Consider the following 19,401-nt stretch of genomic DNA (forward strand, 5'->3'; position numbering starts at 1 on the left):
AATACCCCAAACATTAAACGTAAAAGTTTCTAAACATTTATGTTTACTTAGTTGATTATACGCTGTTTTTTTGTTTCATGCCTTACTTGTCACATGATCGTCACAGAAATGGTAGACATTTTAAATTTAAGATATTTATTTGCATAAAAACAGCTATGTACATACTTTGTACATAGCCTGTGCGTATACTAGGATGCAGGTGTCCGTTTTGAAGGCTGTGTCATAGGCCTTCTTTTAGGAATTCCTTTTAAATTTTTCGCCTTTTTCTTAAGGAAATCTTTCACCATGTCTCTTTTACGTTTTCTCAACTTGTTCTTCTGTGAACCTTTCATCTAGAACACCATCCTTTACTTGGCGTCAAGAGTTCACTTATACAGTCGGCTGATCATCGTCACTTGGATTATTATACGTAAGAACCTGATCGACATCCTCATATGAAGAACCATATAATTCTTTATCCTTATACGTATGAATATTTTGATACGTATGCTTCATTTTTTCATAGATGCTATGCTCAGATTCATCCGTTGGTGACCAATATAGGATCTCAAGTTCATTCACTTCGTTTGTCGCTAGTGAACGTCGGCGATATCCTATAGACTGTGCATGTTTGAACCCTTCACGATTATAAAAGCGCTGTCTTTTTTCTGTGTCCGTTTCTTCATAATCAATTGGTTCAACTTCAAGGATAATTGGCTTATGCTTTGCTTTGAGATTATCGAGAAGCTTCTTACCTAACCCCTGGCCTCTAGCGTCTTTAGAAACGAACAAATAATCTACAAATGTAAAGTCATCTGTTTCTACATACATCATAACATGATTTGGCCCTTCATCTTTATGGTAAATATCTGCTTTTTCTTTTAATAACAGTTCCATATGTTCTCTTGATTTCATTTCTTCAACAGGAAAATACTTATTTAATTTTTCATACCAATTCACAATTATGACCTCCGTATAATGTACTATTACTAGTATATTCCTCTTTTCAAAAACTATAAACTCGCACTTTACATCATCTTTTGTGAGATAACTTCACACGATGAAACTAACCGAGATCACACCTCTTTCTCATAGAATACTTCTAAGATGCTACGATATACTCTAGAAAACAAAAAAGAGCGTCCATTCGGACACTCTTTAATCTAGAGGCTTATAATTCACGCCTTCTGTGTATCGGTTTGATGCATTCCACAATAAGAACTCATCAATTCCTTCCTCATTTAAAGCTCGTATTTGAGCTTCAACTTCTTCTTTACCATAAACGAGATAATTTCCGGAACCTAAATAACTGGCTGTAAAGTCTTGAATCCATGGACGAGAAACAGGTGGTTCCTCTAATGCCCCTAATACTTGATTTTCAACTTTTGCATACTCCTTTGTTAACTCATATGGATATAGATCTGGTTTATCCAGTCCAAAATAAGGCGTCCAGTGGCTCGGGTAAATCATAGATGAGATTACATCAACATTCTCAGATATTTTCGAGAAGTTTTGGCCAATACCAGGCGCTTCTGATATCGTCGCAGCGTATCCAAAGATGTCTACAGATACGTCCACGTCATATGGAGCTAATCGTTCTCTAGCATAAGCTACAAAATCGGTTACAGCAGAGACACGTTTTTGAATATTATCACCATCTCCGCCTTCATATTCACCAACTGAATACTGAAGCATCTCATCTCTTCTCTCAAATCCTTCAGGAAATCTTACGTAATCAAATTGAATCTCTTTAAATCCCATTTTGGCTGCTTCTTCTGCAATATCAATATTGTAGTCCCATACTTCTTTTAGAAATGGGTTAACAAATGCTTCTCCTCGTCCATTTTTCCAAACTTGTCCATTATCAAGAAAGGATAAATCCGGACGTTCTTCTGCTAAGATCGAATCTTTAAAAACAACAATTCTTGCAATCGGGTAAATTTCATTCTCTTCTAATGTCTCCATCATTTGGTCCGTATTGGAAATGAAGTTTTGGGAAATTCCATAAAAAGGAGAATCCTCTTCAGGTCGATAGGTGAGATGCCCATGATCCTCTTTAATATCGATTACCATTGAATTAAGGTCCGTTGAATTAACTAATTCTAAAAGACTTTCAAAGCGTTCTCCTCCAGCTGAATTTCCTGTTACATAAATCCCTCGAACCCCGTCTTCCGGATAAGTAAAGTGGTATCCTGAATCATAGACAAATCGATTTAATTGCTCTGGCAGCCCAAGAGGCGAACGTTCAACCACTTTAAAGGCATGGTCTTTAGCCTGCACTGTAGAAGCCTCTTCCGCTGATACTGGTGACATAACAAATAAGAGTAAAGAAGTCATTACGATCATGACTATGCCGAGATATTTCCCCATTCATACACAACCTTTCTCCCTAACTATTCTCTTTATGTATTAATCTTCATCTTTTGCATCCCAATCTTCAGGAATAGGTTCTGCAAGTTCCTCAGCTAATTGCTTTTTCTTTAAGTCAATTTGTTCCTTATGCTTTGAAAACTGTGCTTTATTTATTAAGTACGAATTCCCATCAAAAACGACACGAATATTGCCTTTTTGAATCTGTTCTTTAATGTAGAGGCTGGATACTCCAAGATATTCCGCTAAATCCTCAATGCTTACATACATGTATAATCCTCCCACTTGAATTATAACGTCTCTAATTCATGAAGTCACCCTTGAAGCTCCTTCAAAAAAACCGAACAACGACATTCGTTATTCGGCTCTCTCAATTCTCTATCGTGTCGTGCCTATCGTTTTAACCTTCCACTTAACCTTTTACCTTCTATAATGGAAGAATAAAAATCATGACGAGGAAGAAGTGCAGTACACTCCCTGCTAAAACGAAAAGATGCCAGATAGCATGGTGATATTTAAATCCTCTCCACACATAAAAGATTGCTCCAATCGTATAGCAAAGTCCTCCTCCAATCAGGAAGATCAGCCCTTCTGTACCTAAGTTGGTCATAATAGGCTGAATAGCAAATAGAGCTAACCAGCCCATTAAAATGTAAAATACAGTCGATAAAAATAAATATTTTTTAACAAAAAAAGCTTTAAAGACAATCCCGATCGTCGCAAGACCCCAAACAACTCCAAACAATGTCCAACCTAATGCTCCTTGAACGACGATAAATAAAATCGGTGTATAAGAACCCGCAATAAACAAATAAATAGAGGCATGATCTAACACTTCAAATACATTTTTAGCTTTCCCTGGTGGAAGAGCATGTAACATCGTTGATGAGATATAGAGCATAAGCATCGTTGCTCCAAAAATGGTGAAGCTGACAACATGCCAAGCTGATCCGTGTAAACTTGAGAAGACAATGAGTAATACTAATGCGGCAATACTTAATAATGCCCCAATACCGTGAGTGATAGCATTTGCTATTTCTTCGCCTTTTGAAAATGTATGTGTTGTATCCATTCGTCTCTCCTTTTTGCTAATAATTGCTTTATTATAACAGAGAATGGGATAAAAGAATAATAAACAAATCTTACATTTTCGTTGCATCTACTATTCGTCCTCTATATAATAGTAAAAATACATTTTTTGCTCGTTAGATATCTTACCATACTTGAAAGGAGCCAGTCTCATGAGACATGTCACATTAATTCAACTTTTTAATCACCCAATAACTCAAAAATTCGTAAAACGTTCTGGGATGGCGCACGCAATTGCTTGTGCCTTTCATGCCTATAAATTATCAAAAAAATACAATGTGAACCCTGACCTTGCCACAAAAGCTGCTTTTCTTCATGATATTGGCCATTATACTTGGTATCGCAACGGGAAGTGGGATTATGATTTATACAAACAAAATGATATTCATGCGATTAAAGGGGCAGAGCGTGCGCACAAATTGCTGATTCGTCTTGGAGAACATCCAAAATCAGCAAAAGAAATTGCCCTTGCTATTCTTCTCCATACCGATTCATATCTGCCTCAAGGAGAGCTTCATTTAAACCCCCTTCAACAAGTGGTTGCCTTAGCTGATGAGGCAGATGAAGAGCCAAGCGGGGAACATCATTACAGAACGATCTCAGATGAGAGAGCAAGAAAAATGCTTGCCGAACTAGACGAATTAGTAGCACTCGCCTTATCCCAAACCACATAATACAGAAACATGAACTTCATTATAAATATTCCAACAAAAGGTTAATCTATTTTGATTAACCTTATATGCTGTTTCTATCCTACTCTGATGTGCGGCCAAAATAAAAATCATTGACGACCCGCAATCCACATGCTACATTAATACTTAATCGAATACAGTTAGCCCTAAAAAGGGGAGTAGCGACCTATGGTCAATGAGTCGTCATGACAGTGGATAACACTCGGTTCATTGAGCTTTGATTATTCAAAGTACGCAAGACCTTTTTATGAGAGTTTGCTTTATTGGGCAAACTCTCATAAAAAGGTCTTTTTTGTGTTCTAGACAGACTTTTCTTATTTTTGTTTTGAGTTTGATTTATATTTTTGATTGATGATTTAAATTATTGAGGAGGTTTTTATATGGTTTTCGTCTGGTTTATAATAGCAGCCATTATCACTGTTCTTGCAGCCATTAAGCTGTCAACATATGCTGATACCATTGGAGAGAAATCATCACTCGGGGGGATGGTGGTTGGTACCATATTTCTTGCTGGAGCAACCTCTTTGCCTGAGGTAACAACTAGTGTATCGGCTATTGTACTAGACAACCCAGATATTGCGGTGGGAAACGTTTTTGGCAGTAATATGTTTAATTTACTAATCATCGCTTGCTTTGACTTGTACTTTCGTAAGCAGCAAATATTCCGTCATGCCGATCACTCTCATTTCTTTACTGCCAGCCTTGGATTATTGCTTGCCATTGTAGCTCTGCTAGCATTAACCATAAGAATTGACATATCATTTTTAAATATTGGTGTGGATATATGGATTTTAATCACTCTTTATGGGTTTGGTGTATGGTATATTTCAAAAATGTCCAATAAAGAATCTAAAGCTCCTGTGCCAGTGGCTGATGAAGAGGAATCTGCCCATGACTTTTCTGCCATTCCCCTAAAAACTGCAATAATTGGCTTTATTATCGCTGCTGTAGTCATTATGGGTGCCGGAACATTACTTACGGTTTCTGGTGATAAAATAGCTGTTGTCACTGGACTTGGTTCAAGCTTTGTAGGGAGTTTTCTCATTGCAGCTACGACTTCCTTGCCTGAAGCAGTATCTGTCTTAGTAGCACTTCAGCTTCGAAATTATAACTTAGCGATCGGTTCGATCCTTGGTAGTAATTTATTCAATATTTTAATATTAGGTGCATCTGATATTTTTTATCAAAAAGGTTCCATTATTTCTGCGGTATCAAGCGTACATCAAATTACCGCGGCCGCTGTAGCGATTTTATGTGTGGTAGTACTTTATTCATTAGTGAGGAAACCCATTAACTCCACGTTTAGATATGCCCTGCCATCTATCGTGTTAATTGCCCTCTACTTTGTTTCTTCCTACTTAATTTTTGTTCAGTAAGAACAGTGAAATAAAACGAAAAGAAGAGAGCTGACTGGCTCTCTTCTTTTTTCTATCTTCATCACTGTCTAAATAAATATAGATCCTCCATCATACTATAAGAGAGCCCTCCATTTATCCTTTGAACAATGACTCCATTTTCATCGATAACAACGGTTGTTGGGATACCGATAATTTGATACATATTCATGACCTCTCCTGTTTCATCAAGCAGCACATCAAATGAGGCATTAAAGTGTTTTAAAAACGGTTCAACCTCAGCAATACTTGCTTCCTGACTAGTCATATTAACCGCTATGAACTTTGCCCCTTTTTGAGTCAGGCGCTTCTCTAATTCTACAATGACAGGCATTTCTTCTTGGCAAGGCGGACACCATGTAGCAAAAAAATTAATAACAACAGGTGTGCCATGAAAATCGTTAAGAGAAACGGTTTCCCCTCGTAATGAATGAAGTTCAAATGACTTCGCCTCATTACCAACTTGTACCCCCTGTTTAACTGAGGCAGCTACAGCTTCTTCAACTTGCTGAAATACACTCTGTGACTGGCTATACATAAACCCGACTGAACAAAGGATCAATATAAGAGCACTTCTAAACGCCATTTGGCGAACCTTCATTTGTTATCCTCCCTTCTTATAACTAAACAAGATGCTATAATGTAGATTATGTCCATCTATCAGTAATGATGCGAAAGGAGTGGAATAATTTTGACCAAGCTACAAATCTTACAAGTGATTGCTGTAACGATCTTAGGAATTTATGTGATATTAGCCTATACCAACTATACAGAAGCAGATTGGTTCTTCTTTATTATAGCTGCTATTAATATCATTTTATGGGTTTTAAGACTTCGCGAAAGAAAAACAAATAATTAATAATTAAGGTCAGTATTTTTTCTCTTGTTTTGCTTACATTAAATGTAACCACCTAAGAGGAGGAATATATGATGAGTTTCAGCTTACGAACAATTAAAAATATTAGTATTGAATTTCTTGAAATTCTTTTTGCCCTTGAATATGAAGAAGTTTTTAACTATGATCAGAAAACACAAAAAAGATATACTCTTGCTAATAAACTTAATCCTTATAAATCGTAACGAAAATTCATTTCGTTACGATATTACATTTAGTGCCTGCTCTTTTACAGAGATGGTTACTGGAGTTTCTCCAATCATCTCCCCATCTCCATGAATCATTAATGGCTTTTCAGAAGAGACTTGTATAGTCTTTCCTCTATACTCATTGACTCCTTTTTTTCCCAAATGCTTTCCACTAAATACTAAAGGAAATATGCTCAACAATTTCCATTTGGATAAACTATGAACTACACATATATCTAATAACCCATCCTTGCTCGATGCATTAGGGCAAATCTTCATCCCTCCGCCGTAATAGGGATGATTTGCTATAGCGATCAGCCATACATTGTCAACCTTCATTTCCTCACCATCAATAGTTAATACAACATTCGCCGGTTTAAAATAATTCAATACTTTTAGCACACTGTAAATATAAGCAGCACTGCCGAGCCATTTTTTAATTTTGATTTCATTAGTAACCTTTGCAACTAAACCGTCAAAGCCAAGCCCGATGACTGTGAGACAACTCTTTGCCCCCATTGTGATCACATCCATTTTTTCATGATCACTGTTTACTATATGATTGATCTGTTTAATACAATCTTTACTTATACCATTGGCTCTTGCGAAATCATTACCAGAACCAGTCGGAATTATGCTGAATGGGACATCTGTTCCTGCTAATTCATTAATGACGCTATGGCTTGTTCCATCACCCCCGACTGCAATTACACACCTCACCTTGCCTCGAGCATTCTCAAGAATTGACCTTAACTGCATTATCTCCTCTTTAGAAACTGTTTTTAATACTTGGTACTCAATTTTATTGTCTTTTAAATATTCCTCTACTCTAGTCCAGACCCTTTTCGCTCTTCCTTTTCCAGCTTTAGTGTTTACAATAAAAACGAACATAATAGTTATACCCCCACCTATATTTGTGCCTTTTGTCTTAATTCCTCATCTATCAACGGATCCCTTTAATAGGATCACTATTTTGTGCCCAATTCATTCATTTTTTTGGTAACTATATACATATCTAGGCAGAAAATGCACATATTAAAAAAAAGGTTAAGAAAGGGTCGATCTAATGAACGCATTGCAATTTGATTTCACCATTCCTAGATATCTTCTCTCAAAGACAATAGGCCGATTTATACCAACCGTTTTTTGGAACAATCACCTCTCTTGTTTACAGTGGAGGAAAATTCATGAACCAACCTTACCTAATGAAGATTGGGTAAAGGTAAAGGTCAAATATGGGGGAATCTGTGGTAGTGATATGAACCTTTTATATTTACATGATAGTCCCTCTACTTCACCTTTTGTATCGTTTCCTTTCACAATCGGACATGAAGCAGTAGGACAAATAGATGAAGTAGGCTCAAACGTGGATAGACTTTCTAAAGGTCAACGAATTGTGATCAATCCTGTCTTATCTTGTGAAAGCCGGGATATGGAACCTTGTCCTGCTTGCATGCGAGGTGATCAAAGCCTCTGCATTAACAAGAATAAAGGATCCATTCAACCAGGCTTGCTTATCGGCGCCTGCCACAATACAGGTGGCAGCTGGGGACAGTATTTAGTAGCACATAAAAGTCAAATTAAACCTTTGCCTGATGAGGTCGATGATTTAAACGGAGTATTAGTAGAGCCATTTAGTTGTGCCTTGCATGCCGTTCTTAGAAACCCACCTGCACCAAACGATAATGTATTAATTATTGGTGGTGGGCTGATCGGCTTATCCGTTTTAGTCGCGCTGCGTGCTCTTGATATAAAGTGTTCTATCACAATGCTTGTGAAGTATTCATTTCAAGGGGAAGCAGCTAAGTCCTACGGGGCAGACCATATTGTTTATTTGGACAAGTCTTACGTAGGGGAAACTGCACGCGTTTTAAATGCCGAAGTCTTAAGGCCAGTTATTGGCGATGAAGTCATACAAGGTGGTGCAGATATAGTATATGAATGTGTAGGTAAAGATAAAAGCATTAAAGATTCTTTACGATTTACTCATAGCGGCGGGAAAGTCGTATTACTTGGACTAGCAAGCGTCATGGAAAAAATTGACTGGACTGCCGTTTGGTTAAATGAACTAACGATTAAAGGATGTTTTGCTTACAGCTATAACGAGTTTGAAGGTGAAAATATAGACACAATGGATATTGCCATTGAACTTATGAGGCGAGGGAAAGTCGACCTATCTCCCCTCATTACTCATCGTTTTTCCTTAGCAGATTATAAACTTGCATTTAAAACCATATCGAAAAAGCAAAAAAGAGATGTCCTAAAAGTTATTTTTGACCATGATAAGACAGTAGGAGGCAGCGCATGACTAACTTTACTTTCAGTTCCGAACCACCAACTTCAACACTAGATTGGTTATCCACTGGTCTCACTTCAACTTTTATTAAAAATGGCTTTAACCATACAAATCAACCTGATGCACACACAAACCTTGTTTTTCATTTTATCGATCAAGACAATCCAAAACCTTACCGAAGAAAAGCACAAGCTACCTTTGTTGTCGCTATCTTAGAAAGTAAAGGAGCACCTTATGATATTTTTAGAGAAGTGTATCCCTTTCTTATACGTTCGTTAGCTAACCATCTCGTTTATGTAAATCATAAGAATGATCAAGTTGATATTCATTTCCTTACTCCTGAGCAGGGTTGTTATTCTATTCAACATAATAAAGGGGAAGATGAACACACATTTTTTATGAAGGTCTTTCAACGCCTGCAGCCATTATCAACCTCTCGTTTAGTCATTGATAATCAATTTTCTGAAGATTTGCCAGCTGCTAAATGGGAAGGAGATCAAGTTACGGTTGAACTTAGTGCTTCGGGGAAAAAATTAGACATGATGGATTTATTGCCAGCCCCATTTCCTCTTGACCATTATTTAAGTGATAGAGATATGCGTCATTTAAATAAACTTTATGGAATTGGAGGATTAAGTTACGGAAATTTAAGTGCACGTTCTAATGCAGATCATTTCTGGATGAGTGCGAGCGGAATTGATAAATCAAATATGAATGAAGTAGGTAGAGATATCCTTTATATAAAAGGGTATAACGAGGAATCCAATCAAATGGAGGTTAGTATTCCTCCGAATATTAAACCTAAAAGAGCATCAGTGGATGCCATTGAACATTGGATGATTTATAAAGAACATCCTGATGTTGGAGCCATTGTGCATATTCACGCATGGATGGATGGTATAAAGGCAACAGAAATTAATTACCCATGCGGTACACTGGAATTAGCAGAAACAGTTGCGCAATTAGTAAGAGAATCTGAAAATCCCAATGAAACCATCATCGGCCTAAAAAACCATGGTTTAACCATCACCGGACCATCTCTTGAAAATATCTTTGAACGCATAGAAGGTAAAATTCAACGTCAAATTCCTATGAATTAGTATAAATAGACATAAAAATAAACTGCTTCAAAATCGAGGCAGTTTATTTCCTATGAAGGTTGCAGACGATCACTGTTTATTCCTTTAGTATCTTGTAAATGTTCAATTTTCCTTGCAATTTGCTTTGCAGCATCAGGCTTCTTTGATCTTTTTGCGTTTTGTACAAGGGTATTATAATGCGTATCATTAAAAAGAATATGCTCAAGTAACAATGTTACTTCAGATAATTGATCAGCTTTTACAGCAGCACCTAAACCGGACAATAACGTCGCATTATTTTCTTCATGTCCTGGAACCGGATTATAAATTAACATAGGCGTTTCACAAGCAAGGGCTTCTGACATAGTTAAGCCGCCAGCTTTCGATAATACAACATCACTTGCACGTAAATAATCTAAAAATATTTCTGTGAATTCGATAACTTTGATAGAATGTGTACTTTGCACTTTTTGTAATTGCTTTGCTACTTTTTGATTTATTCCGGTCATACATAGGACCTGGAGAGGCTCTTTTATTTCTTCTAATGAACGAATAATTTCATTGTATTTACCTAATCCTAGTCCTCCCCCAGTAATAAGGATGGTTTTTGTATAAGGCTCTAAGCCAAGTTCCTCCCTCATTTGAGTTCTGGGTGTTAAAGGTTCTGGAATGGCTTTTATAGGTATCCCTGTAAAATGAATTTGTTCTAGGGGAATATTATGTTCAGCAGCGAATTCAGCATGATAGGGTGACCCAGTGAAATAAGCGTCTACTTCAGGCCTCACATACCCCGGATGCAAATCAAAATCAGTAATAATTGTATATAAAGGAATATCTAAACACCTTTTCTTTTTTATAATGGAGAGAAAAGATGTGACAAAAGGGTTGGTGGAAATCATTATGGATGTATTTTGATTTGTAATAATCGTATTCAATCTTCCACAAAATAAAGATGCTAATTTATCTACTAATAAATACCAAGAATGTTCAGCACCATATTTATAAAGACTTCCCCATAGAGTAGGTGCTCTTTTAATCATATTTAAGTAAACTGTGACAAACGATTTGTGAAGGATTGGATGTATAGCATGAAAAGTATCCACAATGTCTACACTTCTACCCTCCTCTTCTAACTGCGCTTTTAATGCTTTTGATGCTTCATTATGACCATGCCCGATTGAAGCTGAAAAAATGGTTATATGGCTCAATGGTAATATCCCTCCTCTAACCTTCTAAAAACTAAGCAGGTAACCATATTATTTCCTTAAATGAGTAAAGGATACTATTCAAATTAATTAGCAAGACAGATAACGCTGACTAGGATTTTCCGTAACAATTTGTTATGATTTTCTTATTACATTACATACATAACAATAATTAGATAATGATTGGAAGGTCGTGTATTATGAAAACAGTTTTTTCAGGCATTCAGCCTAGCGGTACATTAACTCTTGGAAATTATTTAGGGGCAATGAAACATTTTGTAGATATGCAAAATGAAGCAAACTGCTATTTCTGTATTGTAGATCAGCATGCAATTACAGTACCGCAAGATCGATTAAAGTTACGAGAAAACATCAGAAGTCTCGCTGCCTTATATCTTGCTGTTGGAATTGACCCTAATAAATCTACTTTATTTATTCAATCAGAAGTTCCTGCACATGCGCAGCTTGGCTGGATGATGCAATGTGTAGCTTATATTGGCGAGCTAGAGAGAATGACTCAATTCAAAGATAAGTCTGACGGGAAAGAGGCTGTATCTGCTTCACTATTAACTTATCCCCCTTTAATGGCAGCTGATATTCTTCTTTATAAAACAGACATTGTGCCCGTTGGGGAAGACCAAAAACAACATCTCGAACTTACAAGAGATCTTGCAGAACGATTTAATAAAAAATATAATGACATCTTTACAATACCGGAAGTGCGTATTCCAAAAGTCGGAGCACGTATTATGTCGTTAAATGACCCTTCCAAAAAAATGAGTAAATCAAACCCTAATGCAAAAAGCTATATTTCAATGCTTGATGATCCAAAAACAATCACTAAAAAGATCAAGAGTGCTGTAACTGATACAGATGGTGAAATTAAATTTAATCGAGAAGATAAGCCTGCCGTTTCGAATTTATTATCCATTTATTCGTTATGTTCAGGAATTTCAATTGAAGAATTAGAAAGAAAGTATCAAGGGGCAGGCTACGGGGAATTTAAACAAGATTTAGCTGATGTTGTTGTGAGTACGCTAGAGCCGATTCAACAACGATATCATGAGCTTATTGAGTCTGAAGAACTCGATCGAATCCTCGATGAAGGGGCCGAAAAAGCAAACCGCACAGCTAGCAAAATGGTGGAGAAAGCGGAGCGCGCAATGGGACTCGGACGTAAAAAGCGTTAATCTAGCGGATGAATTTAAATAAGCATATAAGGCAAATGAGGATCACAAAAAAGCTGCACTCTCCTTTAAGGCTGAGTGCAGCTTCATTTTAATTCATCACTTTTTAATATCCGTGGTTTTTCTTCCATACTTTCCCTACAAAGAAAGAAAGACCTAAAGTTCCCACTAGTAAAACGACCGTAAGGATCTGCATAATTAAATATGCAAAGTTGTCCATTGTCTCCACACGTTTCCCCTCCCTGCTATGCCATAGTCCTTTTTATTATAGGAGAGTTAAAGTAGGTTGTAAATGTTAGAAGCCAATGTTTCACGCGATCCACATATTTAGATCATACATAATGAAAACGATTAATTAATGATATGGCCGGATTCATCTTCTATGAGAAATCACCAATGTTTTACTTTACACTTTCCCCATGCTCTAGTTCCCACAGCTTTTCAAAGAAGGCTTGTCCCTTCACCATTGCTTCACATAAATGATGATGCTGTTTTGACCACCCTGCTTTGACTTCATTATATAATTCATGCCATGCTTCATCCCTAGTCATCATCTGAATTCTGACATAGTCTCTAGGATTCCATTCCGTGTACCAATAACGTACTTCTGCATCATTCCCTGAATGATAAAGCTGATCTAGCGCCATATATAAAAGCTGTTTCAGCTGACGCTCCTTACGAGTAAGGCCGCGCATATCATCTGGGTCTGGAGATAAGATATGATATTCTTTAGGTTCATGTTTTTCTTTTAACTCAAATGTCTCAAATTGATTTTGTTCTAGCATTTCATAGACAATTTGATCCTGTCTAGGTGTCAGGCGGCTTTTCCTAATCGGTGTTTTGTAGCCCATAGTATCAACAGCGATGATGCCAGCACCATCTGTTGCAATAAAACAATAATCCAATTGAATCCGTGACATATTTTTACGCAAATAACTTTGCTGGTGTACGGCTTCAAGTAAATCTTCTGGCAGGTCTGACAAATGATTTTCAATATAATCGTATAATTCCTGGCTGACTTTAATCAAAATTGCTTGATCGAGTACCTCGATTCGGTCATCACTGCGCCATTCAAAAAAATCGCACACGTTATAACCATTCTCTTCCCCTTCAAACCAATTGACCCATACGTCCCTGATATGGACCATATAAAGCCCCCCTTACTGATTGCGATTTGTATCCACAGTATAGGCAAGCTTTGAGAATTTTAAACACTTTCCTCGATACATTTAATAGATAGCTGACCCTCTTGCTCAGTCGAAATTAATATACCGGCTTACTTTCTGCGATCTGGAATAGCCAGTGATCCAATGACCATTATTACTCCAAGAATAAACAAATAGAACTCAACTCTAGTTGTAATAAAACGCATATAATAGGAGAATTCATAGCCTAAAGTAAGTAAATTCAAATAGGCAAGTAAACTTATTCCTCCTGCAACCGAAAATCCAAATCCAACAAACATAATGAAAATTCTAACCATACTCACCACTGCCAATCCACTTAGTATAATAATAAATTACAAACATGTACCGCCCTCCTTCACTTTAGAAACCCTGATGCCGACAGCCAATCTTCAGCTGGTATTTCAGTCACTGTTTTTATCGAACGTTCATTAAACGTTTTGTACGCCTGCTCTACGATTAGATATCCGCAGCGATACCCAAGCCACCTAGGTACATGATAAGGTCCGCCTCCATATAAGAGTGTGTGATGGTCCTTTCTGCCTCTTGTGAACAAATAGGGTTCGAGCCATTCTTTAAATAACCTTTTCATCTGCTTCAAAGAAAGTTCTTTCGTCCAAACCGCTGTGTAATCCCTTCCCACTTCCTGACTTACAGCTAACTCTGCTAACCCTTCCATGATCATTGATTCTAAGAAAGTAATCGACTCTTCCGTTTCTTCGGTTACAGAGAGTCTGAATATATGATGATATTCATGCGTAATAATGGCTTTTAATTCTGAATTTGATAACCCGTTTGTTAAAAATAGAAAGATAAAACGATCTATGGTTAGTCCATTTTTCCCGCCAAGAGATTGAATAGAAGCTTGATCTTTACTAGCAGGAAAAATATACACCCCAGCATCATGAGCTGACCACTTTTGTTTTAATTGTTGATAATGGGTGGATATCACTTTCCAATAATTGCGTTCGAGCATATCATTGATGTCTTGGTGACTATCTTCCTCTGGCAAAATAAGACCTGATTGAATGAAATGTTGTTGTAATTTATTTGTATCTGGCAGAGAGTCACTCACCTTCTCTAATGGAGAGATGAGCATTTTTTGATGCCATGCAATCTTTTGCATAAGGTTGGATTTCTTTTTCCATTCAGCCAAGTAAAGAGTTAACCACTTGTCCGTTCTTACAATACCAATCCTTATCACGCCCTCTCTTAGTACTACTTTATGATGAGAGAAGCAGAAATGATTCCGCTTATAGGTAAATTTATTAAGAATTAGTTCTATTTTTTAACTGTGATCACTCTAAACAAGGCATGCACCTAGCAGGCTTTCTTTTCATAAGATGGAGGAAGAACAGATGGGCATGGAGGTGTAGATAATGTCCGATCAAGAAGAAGCTAAGAGGCTTATATTACTTTTCGTTGTGGTGCTATTGTTTGGCTCGTTTGCTTTAGGTATTGGCACCGTCGACTCTGATACTGCCTCACCTACAGAAGATGTCATCCTCTTAGGTTAACCTTCATACTGGCTAGGATGGGTGGTAAGTGATATGAATCAACAGAACGGACCTTACAGCGGCCAAAATGGATCTTTTTATAACAATCAAAAAAACAACCAGCAGAAAAAAGATTCTAATGCTCTTACTCCTCAGCAAATTGCCGTTATTGCCGCGCTGGCAACGAATGCCCTCACCGTTCGAGCGGTACTTGTTGATAATGAGCAAAATGTCGAAATTGTTCTTCAAGGGAATTTGCGTAAACAAACCCAGTTAGAGAAGATCATTGACAAGGTAAGCGAAATGCCGTTCGGGGATGTGATTGATGCATTTATGAATCGTAAAAAATAAAAAGGATGCGGCATACGATACGTAGCTGCATCCTTTTTGAATGAAAAAAGGTTATTCTTTTTTTTGAAAAGTGATTTTCCCTTCAGGAGTTAAACGGAGGGCGGCATCAAATGTCTGCTCCCCTTTTTTAAAACCTTTTAAAACCCTTGTTTCTCCCTTAGATAACAATGTGGTGACGGTGGTTTCCGTCAATTTTTTCCCAAGCAGAGTTTTAGATAAAGTGAACATGCATTTTTTCGACTTATAATTGGAACATCCAAAGAACGTACCCCGATCTAGGATTTCACCCTGACATAACCGGCACTGACCTACTGTTTTCTTGACTTGCCTGTTTCCTGTGTACGACTTGGAACCTTTTCCTCCTCTTCGCTTGATGCTTGATGTATCAATGTTTGTAAAATCCCATGATCTAGATTGAGATACCGCTTCATTAATTAAATGAACAGATAATTTTCTAGCTTGCTCCATAAAATCGTTCTTTGAAGCGGCACCTTTTCCAATTTCACGAAGCCGTTGTTCCCATTTAGCTGTCATTTCAGCTGAAGCAAGGATACTTGTGCCAAGAGAATCAATTAATAACCGGCCCTTCTGAGTAGGGAAAACTATATTTTTCTCTACCATCATATATCCTCTATCTTTTAACACCGTTATAATTCCTGCTCTTGTTGCTTCTGTACCGAGTCCGTGTGACTCCATCATAACCTTTTCGAGTTCTTTATCCTCAATTGACTTACCTGCAGCTTTCATCACCGTTATGAGCTGACCTTCTGTGTACCTTTTAGGAGGCTGAGTCATACCCTCTTTTACAACGGACTTTGAAACGACGCCTTCTTCACCATGCGAAAGTGGAGGTAAAAGTGTATCCTCCTGCTTTTTACCTTCATAAATTATTTTCCGCCAGCCTTCATTTATCATTTGCTTGCCCTTCGATTGAAACGTTGCACGTCCATCAACAATCGTTTCCACTTGAGTATGACTTATAATTGCTGCATTTTCATGAGCAGCAAGAAGCGACCGTACAATTAAATCATAGATGTTTCGCTCTTCAGCCCCTAACCTCTCTTGCTTAGGTACTTGCTCTGTCGGTATAATCGCATAATGATCGCTTACCTTTTGATCATTTACAAATCGTCGATTGTTCATTAAGCTTTTAACCGGTAAAGGAAAAAACGATTCATACTCTTTAAATGCAGAAAGCTTTTGAAGGATTGCCGGAAAGGTACTTGCTTCCCCTTTCGTAACAAAGCTTGAGTCTGTACGCGGGTAGGAAATATACCCTTTTACATAGAGCTTTTGAGCAAGGTCGAGTGTTTTTTTAGGGGAATATTTATATCTTTTATTTGCGGCAGTTTGCAAGCTTGATAGATTGTATAAATAAGGCGGAGCGTATTCCTTTTTCTCTTCTTTGATAGCTTGAACAATTGCTGGCTTCCCCTCGCAAAATTGAGCAATTTGCAGGGCTTGCCTACTTGAATTCACCCTTGTTTCACCCTTTTTATGCCAAACACCCTCATATGTTTTCTCTCCCATTTTAAAGGCAGCCTTCACTTCCCAAAATGGTTCAGGCTTAAAGGCTTCGATTTCTTTTTCACGTTTCACAATCAGTGCTAGTGTAGGGGTTTGAACGCGTCCTGTGGAGAACACATCATCAATCCCTTTTTCACCAAGAAGCAGAGTATAGGCTCTAGAAGCGTTCATCCCTATCAACCAATCAGCACATGCTCGGCTTAAGGCTTCATCATAAAGAGGACGTGTCTCCTGTTCAGGCTTTAACGTGTTAAAACCATCAATTACCGCTTGTCTTGTTAGTGATGATAACCATAACCGTTTTAACGGATGAGATGCCCTGCATTGTTCAATAATCAAACGAACAATTAATTCACCTTCCCGTCCTGCATCACCTGCCATGATGATTTCTCTCACATTTCGATTCTCTATTAATTTCTTCACAACTTGAAATTGCTTATATTTTCCCTTACTCACTTTATATTTAAATGTTGGCGGCAAAATGGGCAGAGTATCTAACTTCCACGATTTCCATTTAGGGTCATACTTTTCTGGTGACTCTAATTCACATAAATGACCGACTGCCCATGTTACAAATGCGCCTTCAGGGAACATCTCGCATGACTTAATTTCTATATAACCTTGCTTTTTCACCATTGGAAAAGGGGCGGCAAGCTTTGCTCCTTGATCAGGTTTTTCTGCAATGATTAACTTCATTTAAACTCCCCCCTAGACTTATAAGTATACAGCAAGTGAGGGAATCAAGGGAACACTTGTCCTCTTTTTAATACATTTCCACTTTAAAAAAAAGCATACCCGGCCTACTATCAGCGAGGTATGCTTACTATTTTTATTTGATTATTTTTTCCTCAAACCAAGACTTCGCATCGATTACTTCATCTCTTGTTAATTGGTGGCCGCCTTCGCCCCAGTGTTCTGTCACATGAGCCCCTGCATCGCGCAATTGATCGATCAGCTCTTTTGTTTCTTCTGCAGGGATTAAAGGATCCGCCTTGCCAGCTCCGACAAAAACAGAGAGATCTTCTAAGTTTGGAATGTCTACTCCTCTTCTAGGAACCATCGCATGGAACAGCGCCGCCCCTTTTAATGATGAGGCATGATGATAAAGTAAGCTAGCGGCTATATTTGCACCATTTGAATAGCCGATTGCAATGATATTGTGACGGTCAAATTTATACTTTTCGGAAGCTTCATTTAGAAACTCATTTAATTCGTTTGTACGGAAGATAAGATCCTCTTCATCAAATACACCTTCACTTATTCTTCTAAAAAATCGAGGCATCCCGTTTTCTAGAACATTTCCTCTTACACTGAGAACTGAGGCATCAGGTGCAATCATATCTGCTAAGGGCAGTAAATCCTTTTCATTCCCACCTGTTCCATGCAGCAAAAGTAACGTAGGCATGGTTTCTTTTGCTGCTTCTTTATAAATATGTTCAAGCTTCATTCAAATCTCCTCCTTTACTAACATACATCCTTACTTGCTTGTTTTTAACGGTTTAAGGTTTGCTTCAATTTGAGGACGCTGACTTTCAAAGTAAGGAGGCAGCGAAAGTTTTTCACCAAGTGTTTCGAACGGCTCATCTCCTTCAAAACCAGGGCCATCAGTAGCTAATTCAAACAAAATGCCGTTTGGCTCTCTGAAATATAGGGATCTAAAATAATATCTTTCTACAAAACCTGAGTTTGGCAGGCCAATCTCATTGATATGTTCGACCCACTTTTTCATATCTTCTTCATTCTCAACCCTAAAAGCCACATGGTGAACACTACCTCTGCCTGGTCTCTCACGCTCCATGTCCTTACGTTCTTCTAAGTGAATCTCAGCTCCTGATCCGCCTTCGCCTGTTTCAAATACACGCACAGGCTTCTGACCTTCTACAAGCGGTGCATATTGTCTTGTTTCGCGGAAGCCCATAATTGACGTGAGAACCTTCTCCGTTAATTCCGGACGAGAAACCGTTAAAGTAACCGGACCTAACCCATAAATCGCATGTTCAACTGGTACAGGGCTATCCTTCCATGGAGAACCGCCGCTCACACCGTTGTCATGTTCGTCTGATACTAATACTAAGCGCTGCCCTTCAAAATCTCTGAAAGGAAGAATCGCTCTTCCTGTATGTCTTGTCATTTCATCATGTTCCACTTTATATTCTTCAAAACGATTCAGCCAGTATTCTAATGCTTTATCGTTAGGAACTCTTAAAGACGTAGCCGTTATACTATTTGTTCCATGGTACGTTTTTCCAGCATGAGGAATTTCAAAAAAAGTTAAATCTGTACCAGGATTCCCCCGCTCGTCTGCGTAAAATAAATGATAGACGGATGGATCATCTTGATTAATGGATTTTTTGACTAATCTCATCCCTAATATTTCTGTATAAAACCGGTAATTTTCCTTTGCATTTGCTGTGATGGCTGATACGTGGTGCTGTCCTTTTAAAGGCTTTCTACTCATGATCATCACTC

The 19,401-nt window shown here is 37.9% G+C and carries 23 protein-coding genes; 9 read left to right on the forward strand and 14 right to left on the reverse strand.

What is annotated here, in order from left to right; all coding sequences use genetic code 11:
* Positions 1–369: 369 nt before the first annotated feature.
* From BPOF4_RS13480 to trhA, 4 genes are all read right to left on the reverse strand, one after another.
* Entirely contained in the window at positions 370–939 is a 570-nt protein-coding gene (locus tag BPOF4_RS13480; RefSeq protein WP_012959730.1) for a GNAT family N-acetyltransferase, read from the reverse strand.
* A gap of 198 nt (positions 940–1,137) precedes the next feature.
* Positions 1,138–2,349, reverse strand: a complete 1,212-nt coding sequence (locus BPOF4_RS13485; protein WP_012959731.1) for a putative glycoside hydrolase — start codon at positions 2,347–2,349, stop codon at positions 1,138–1,140.
* A 39-nt stretch (positions 2,350–2,388) separates the two neighbouring features.
* The gene (locus tag BPOF4_RS13490; RefSeq protein ID WP_012959732.1) at positions 2,389–2,619 is read right to left on the reverse strand and encodes an excisionase family DNA-binding protein; all 231 of its coding nucleotides are present in this window, start codon (positions 2,617–2,619) and stop codon (positions 2,389–2,391) included.
* Between the two features lie 157 nt (positions 2,620–2,776).
* Positions 2,777–3,421, reverse strand: coding sequence for a PAQR family membrane homeostasis protein TrhA (gene trhA / locus BPOF4_RS13495; RefSeq protein ID WP_012959733.1), 645 nt, complete (start codon positions 3,419–3,421; stop codon positions 2,777–2,779).
* 169 nt (positions 3,422–3,590) lie between these two features.
* Between trhA and BPOF4_RS13500 the strand changes: the two genes are divergently transcribed.
* Together BPOF4_RS13500 and BPOF4_RS13505 are read left to right on the forward strand one after the other, a co-directional pair.
* Positions 3,591–4,112 (forward strand): HD domain-containing protein, encoded by a 522-nt coding sequence (locus BPOF4_RS13500; RefSeq protein ID WP_012959734.1) that lies wholly within the window; start codon positions 3,591–3,593, stop codon positions 4,110–4,112.
* A gap of 398 nt (positions 4,113–4,510) precedes the next feature.
* Entirely contained in the window at positions 4,511–5,506 is a 996-nt protein-coding gene (locus BPOF4_RS13505) for a sodium:calcium antiporter (RefSeq protein WP_012959735.1), read from the forward strand.
* Between the two features lie 61 nt (positions 5,507–5,567).
* On the opposite strand, the gene BPOF4_RS13510 is transcribed toward BPOF4_RS13505, so the two are convergent.
* A complete protein-coding gene (locus BPOF4_RS13510; protein ID WP_012959736.1) occupies positions 5,568–6,125 on the reverse strand; it encodes a TlpA disulfide reductase family protein in 558 nt (185 codons plus the stop codon).
* A gap of 90 nt (positions 6,126–6,215) precedes the next feature.
* Here BPOF4_RS13510 and BPOF4_RS22475 point away from each other — a divergent pair, with 90 nt between their 5' ends.
* Together BPOF4_RS22475 and BPOF4_RS22245 are read left to right on the forward strand one after the other, a co-directional pair.
* Positions 6,216–6,383 carry a hypothetical protein gene (locus BPOF4_RS22475; RefSeq protein WP_012959737.1) on the forward strand — a complete coding sequence of 56 codons (168 nt, stop codon included), beginning with the start codon at positions 6,216–6,218 and terminating at the stop codon, positions 6,381–6,383.
* A gap of 68 nt (positions 6,384–6,451) precedes the next feature.
* Positions 6,452–6,604 (forward strand): hypothetical protein, encoded by a 153-nt coding sequence (locus BPOF4_RS22245; RefSeq protein WP_158305572.1) that lies wholly within the window; start codon positions 6,452–6,454, stop codon positions 6,602–6,604.
* A gap of 15 nt (positions 6,605–6,619) precedes the next feature.
* Here BPOF4_RS22245 and BPOF4_RS13515 read toward each other — a convergent pair whose 3' ends face one another.
* Positions 6,620–7,498, reverse strand: coding sequence for a diacylglycerol/lipid kinase family protein (locus BPOF4_RS13515; RefSeq protein ID WP_012959739.1), 879 nt, complete (start codon positions 7,496–7,498; stop codon positions 6,620–6,622).
* Between the two features lie 175 nt (positions 7,499–7,673).
* Between BPOF4_RS13515 and BPOF4_RS13520 the strand changes: the two genes are divergently transcribed.
* Positions 7,674–8,915, forward strand: coding sequence for a zinc-dependent alcohol dehydrogenase (locus tag BPOF4_RS13520; RefSeq protein ID WP_041822487.1), 1,242 nt, complete (start codon positions 7,674–7,676; stop codon positions 8,913–8,915).
* Positions 8,912–10,003 (forward strand): class II aldolase/adducin family protein, encoded by a 1,092-nt coding sequence (locus BPOF4_RS13525; protein ID WP_012959741.1) that lies wholly within the window; start codon positions 8,912–8,914, stop codon positions 10,001–10,003. The genes BPOF4_RS13520 and BPOF4_RS13525 overlap by 4 nt, the downstream gene beginning before the upstream one ends.
* Positions 10,004–10,053: 50 nt before the next feature.
* Here the strand turns inward: BPOF4_RS13525 and BPOF4_RS13530 are convergent, their stop codons facing one another.
* On the reverse strand, positions 10,054–11,190 hold the full coding sequence (locus tag BPOF4_RS13530; RefSeq protein ID WP_012959742.1) for an MGDG synthase family glycosyltransferase: 1,137 nt from the start codon (positions 11,188–11,190) through the stop codon (positions 10,054–10,056).
* 194 nt (positions 11,191–11,384) lie between these two features.
* Here BPOF4_RS13530 and trpS point away from each other — a divergent pair, with 194 nt between their 5' ends.
* Positions 11,385–12,377: a tryptophan--tRNA ligase gene (trpS, locus tag BPOF4_RS13535; protein ID WP_041822932.1), complete on the forward strand. Its 993-nt coding sequence runs from the start codon at positions 11,385–11,387 to the stop codon at positions 12,375–12,377.
* Positions 12,378–12,480: 103 nt separating this feature from the next.
* Here the strand turns inward: trpS and BPOF4_RS22805 are convergent, their stop codons facing one another.
* The 4 genes from BPOF4_RS22805 to BPOF4_RS13550 form a co-directional block, all read right to left on the reverse strand.
* Positions 12,481–12,603 (reverse strand): hypothetical protein, encoded by a 123-nt coding sequence (locus BPOF4_RS22805; protein WP_012959744.1) that lies wholly within the window; start codon positions 12,601–12,603, stop codon positions 12,481–12,483.
* A 172-nt stretch (positions 12,604–12,775) separates the two neighbouring features.
* Positions 12,776–13,522: a YjbA family protein gene (locus BPOF4_RS13540; protein ID WP_012959745.1), complete on the reverse strand. Its 747-nt coding sequence runs from the start codon at positions 13,520–13,522 to the stop codon at positions 12,776–12,778.
* Positions 13,523–13,650: 128 nt separating this feature from the next.
* Positions 13,651–13,857 (reverse strand): YuzI family membrane protein, encoded by a 207-nt coding sequence (locus BPOF4_RS13545; RefSeq protein ID WP_031311585.1) that lies wholly within the window; start codon positions 13,855–13,857, stop codon positions 13,651–13,653.
* 59 nt (positions 13,858–13,916) lie between these two features.
* Positions 13,917–14,762 carry a DUF2268 domain-containing putative Zn-dependent protease gene (locus BPOF4_RS13550; RefSeq protein ID WP_041822488.1) on the reverse strand — a complete coding sequence of 282 codons (846 nt, stop codon included), beginning with the start codon at positions 14,760–14,762 and terminating at the stop codon, positions 13,917–13,919.
* Between the two features lie 175 nt (positions 14,763–14,937).
* Between BPOF4_RS13550 and BPOF4_RS22250 the strand changes: the two genes are divergently transcribed.
* Both BPOF4_RS22250 and BPOF4_RS22655 read left to right on the forward strand, forming a co-directional pair.
* Positions 14,938–15,075, forward strand: coding sequence for a hypothetical protein (locus BPOF4_RS22250; RefSeq protein ID WP_012959747.1), 138 nt, complete (start codon positions 14,938–14,940; stop codon positions 15,073–15,075).
* Positions 15,076–15,108: 33 nt separating this feature from the next.
* The gene (locus BPOF4_RS22655; protein WP_012959748.1) at positions 15,109–15,405 is read left to right on the forward strand and encodes a hypothetical protein; all 297 of its coding nucleotides are present in this window, start codon (positions 15,109–15,111) and stop codon (positions 15,403–15,405) included.
* 51 nt (positions 15,406–15,456) lie between these two features.
* Here the strand turns inward: BPOF4_RS22655 and BPOF4_RS13560 are convergent, their stop codons facing one another.
* From BPOF4_RS13560 to BPOF4_RS13570, 3 genes are all read right to left on the reverse strand, one after another.
* Positions 15,457–17,628, reverse strand: coding sequence for a DNA topoisomerase III (locus BPOF4_RS13560; protein WP_012959749.1), 2,172 nt, complete (start codon positions 17,626–17,628; stop codon positions 15,457–15,459).
* Positions 17,629–17,761: 133 nt separating this feature from the next.
* Positions 17,762–18,379, reverse strand: a complete 618-nt coding sequence (locus BPOF4_RS13565; protein WP_012959750.1) for an alpha/beta hydrolase — start codon at positions 18,377–18,379, stop codon at positions 17,762–17,764.
* A 30-nt stretch (positions 18,380–18,409) separates the two neighbouring features.
* Entirely contained in the window at positions 18,410–19,390 is a 981-nt protein-coding gene (locus BPOF4_RS13570) for a ring-cleaving dioxygenase (protein ID WP_012959751.1), read from the reverse strand.
* Between the last annotated feature and the right edge of the window lie 11 nt (positions 19,391–19,401).

It is taken from the genome of Alkalihalophilus pseudofirmus OF4 (assembly GCF_000005825.2).
Classification (GTDB): Bacteria; Bacillota; Bacilli; order Bacillales; family Bacillaceae_D; genus Alkalihalophilus; species Alkalihalophilus pseudofirmus.